At 76.2% G+C, this 3,517-nt stretch carries 1 protein-coding gene; it reads left to right on the top strand.

Annotated elements, in window-relative coordinates; all coding sequences use genetic code 11:
* On the top strand, positions 1-3,517 hold a 3,517-nt coding region (locus PJ985_RS23005), incomplete at both ends, for an SDR family NAD(P)-dependent oxidoreductase (RefSeq protein WP_271685822.1).

Here is a 3,517-nt window from a genome sequence, read left to right as displayed (position 1 = left end):
GTCCGGCCTGGTCGCGGACTCGGCCGGTGCGGACGCAGTGGTGGCCGCCACCCAGCGCGACGGCAGGCCCGGCGAGCGCACGGTTGTCGCCGCGCTGGCCCGCCTGCACGCCGAGGGTGTCACGGTCGACTGGTCCGCGTTCTTCGCGGGTACTGGCGGCCGGTGGGTCGACCCGCCGACCACCGCCTTCGAGCGCACTCGCTACTGGCTCGACGTCCCGGCGCCGGAGCCCGCCCTCGCGGACGACGCGTTCTGGGCCGCCGTCGAGCGCGGGGACCTCGCCGACCTGCTTGGTGTGGCCGACGACGCAGGCCTCGACGCGCTGCTGCCCGTTCTGTCGTCGTGGCGCGATCGCGACCGCACCGCCGCGGGCGTGGACGGGTGGCGCCACCGGGTCCGGTGGACGCCGCTGGCCGATCAGGGCACCGCGACGCTGACCGGCCGCTGGCTGCTCGTCGTCCCGGAGGGCGACCGGCTGCTCGCCGCCGACTGCGCCGCCGCGCTTCGCGAGCACGGTGCCGACGTCACGTACGTCGAACTGCCCGGAAGCGCCGACCGCGCGACCGTCACGGGCCTGCTGGACGCACCCGATGTCGTCGGTGTGCTGTCCCTGCTCGCGCTCTCCGCCGACCCGGTGCGGGCCACGCTCACCCTCGTCCAGGCCCTGGGTGACGCCGGGGTGGAGGCGCCGCTGTGGTGCGCCACCTCGGGCTCCGTCTCGGTCGGTTCCTGGGACCGGATCCCGGACACCGCTGTCGCCGCGGCGGGCGTGTGGGGGCTCGGCCGGGTGGTCCGGCTCGAGGCCCCTGACCGCTGGGGCGGCCTGATCGACCTGCCCGGCGTGCTGGACATGCGCGTACGGCGGCGGCTGGCCACTGTGCTGGTGGGCGCCGAGAACGAGTGCGCGGTCCGCGCGAGCGGCGCCTTCGCCGCCCGTCTCGTACGTGCGGCCGACAGCCCCCGCCGCGAGTGGCGGCCCCGAGGCACGGTCCTGGTCACCGGCGGCACCGGCGCGCTCGGCGCACACGTCGCCAGGGGCCTGGCCGACCGAGGCGCGGCGCACCTGGTGCTGGTCAGCAGGAGCGGCCCGGCCGCGGAAGGCGCGGACGAGCTGGCCCGCACCGTCGAGGCTGCGGGCGCCCGGGTGACCGTCGTTGCCTGCGATGTCGGCAACCCCGCCGAGCTGGCCGCCCTGCTGGAGCGGCTGCCCGAGGACGAGCCGCTGACCGCCGTCGTGCACGCCGCCGGCGTGCTGGACGACGCGCCGCTGGATGCCCTCACCCCCGACCGTGTCGGGGCCGTGCTGCGCGCCAAGGCGGACGCCGCGCTGTCGCTGCACTCGGCGACCGCCGGACTCGACCTGGACGCGTTCGTGCTGTTCTCCTCGCTGGCGGGCACCCTCGGCAACCCGGGCCAGGGCGCCTACGCCGCCGCGAACGCCGTGCTCGACGCGCTCGCGGCGCACCGCCGCGCCCTCGGCCTACCCGGCACCGCCGTGGCGTGGGGCCCGTGGGCGGGCGGCGGCATGCTCGCCGCGGCCGCCGCTGACCGGATGCGCCGCGCGGGCGTGACCCCGCTCGACCCCGACCGCGCCCTCGTCGCGCTCGACGCAGCGGTGGTCGGCGACGACGCGCACCTGGTTGTGGCCGACGCCGACTGGGACCGTTTCGCGGGCGGACCCCTGCTGGCTGAACTCTCCGCACCCGCGTCGGTCGAGGTGTCCGCGGAGCTCACAGGACCCGACCGTGAGCGGGCCGCGCTGGACCTGGTCCGCGCGCACGTCACCGCCGTCCTCGACCACACGGGCGCCGCCGCCGTCGACCCCGACACCGCCTTCCGCGATCTGGGCTTCGACTCGCTGGCCGCCGTCCAGCTACGCAACCGGCTCACGGCCGCGTCGGGCGCAGCGCTCGCCGCGACCGCCGTGTTCGATCACCCCACCGCCCGTGCCCTGGCAGCACATCTGCTCGCCCTGCTGGCGGGCGGTGCCGCCGACCCGGTGAACCTGCCCCCGGCCACCGTGGCGTCCATGGACGAGCCGATCGCCATCATCGGCCTGGCCTGCCGGTTCCCCGGCGGCGTGGCCACGCCTGAGGACCTGTGGCGGCTGCTCGCCGACGGCGTCGACACCGTCGGCCCGATCCCTGCCGACCGTGGCTGGGAAGCTGCCGACGCTTACGCCGAGGGCGCCTTCCTCGCCGACGCCGCCGGGTTCGACGCCGACTTCTTCGGCATCTCGCCGCGCGAGGCACTGGTGATGGACCCGCAGCAGCGGCTCGCGCTGGAGACGGCGTGGGAGGCGTTCGAGCGCGCGGGCCTCGACCCGCACGCGGCGCGCGGCACCGAGGTGGGAGTGTTCCTCGGCACCAACGGGCAGGACTACGCGGCGCTGCTCGGCGGCGTCACCGAGGCGCACGAGGGCCACATCGGCACCGGCAACTCGGCCAGCGTGCTCTCCGGCCGTGTCGCGTACGCGCTCGGCCTCCAGGGGCCCGCCGTCACGGTGGACACGGCGTGCTCCTCGTCGCTGGTGGCGCTGCACTGGGCGATCCAGGCGCTGCGGTCGGGCGAGTGCTCGATGGCGCTGGCCGGCGGCGTGACCGTGATGGCGACGCCGGGTGCGTTCGCCGAATTCGCCCGGCAGAGCGGCCTGGCGGCCGACGGGCGCTGCAAGGCGTTCGCCGCCGGGGCAGACGGCACCGGGTGGGGCGAGGGCGCCGGCGTACTGCTGGTGGAGCGGCTGTCCGACGCGCTCAGGCTCGGGCACCCGGTGCACGCGGTCGTACGTGGCTCGGCTGTGAACTCCGACGGTGCGTCGAACGGCCTCACCGCGCCCAACGGGCCCGCGCAGCAGCGGGTCATCCACGCCGCCCTGGACGCCGCCGGGCTGCGGGCGTCCGAAGTGGACGTCGTCGAGGCGCACGGCACCGGCACAGCCCTGGGCGACCCGATCGAGGCGCAGGCCATCCTCGCGACCTACGGTCAGGGCCGGGCCGAGCCGCTGTGGCTCGGGTCAGTGAAGTCGAACATCGGCCACACCCAGGCCGCCGCAGGCGTCGCCGGGGTCATCAAGATGGTGCTCGCGCTGAACGCGGCCGTGCTGCCCAGGACCCTGCACGTGGACGAGCCGTCGTCGCACGTGGACTGGTCGGCCGGTGCGGTGGAGCTGCTGACCGAGGCCCGGGAGTGGCCCGGGACCGGCGTTCCGCGCCGGGCGGGTGTGTCGTCGTTCGGCGTCAGCGGAACGAACGCACACGTGATCCTCGAAGAGGCGCCCGACGAAGCCGACTTCGCGCCCGAGCGGCTGGCCGGACCTGTGTACTGGCTGGTGTCGGGGCGTACGGAGGACGCGCTGCGGGCGCAGGTCGAGCGGCTGCGGGCGTTCGTCGCCGAGCACCCCGACGCCGACCCGGCCGACATCGGCTTCAGCCTGGCCACGGGCCGGGCCGCGCTGGCGCACCGAATCGCCGCCGTCGGAGAGAAGGCGGACGAGCTGCTGGCCGGCCTTGACGCGGCC

This window comes from Streptomyces sp. ACA25, assembly GCF_028200735.1.
Taxonomy (GTDB): domain Bacteria; phylum Actinomycetota; class Actinomycetes; order Streptomycetales; family Streptomycetaceae; genus Streptomyces.
The sequence above is the reverse complement of the archived record's forward strand: the minus strand, read 5'-3'. Positions and strand labels throughout refer to the sequence as shown.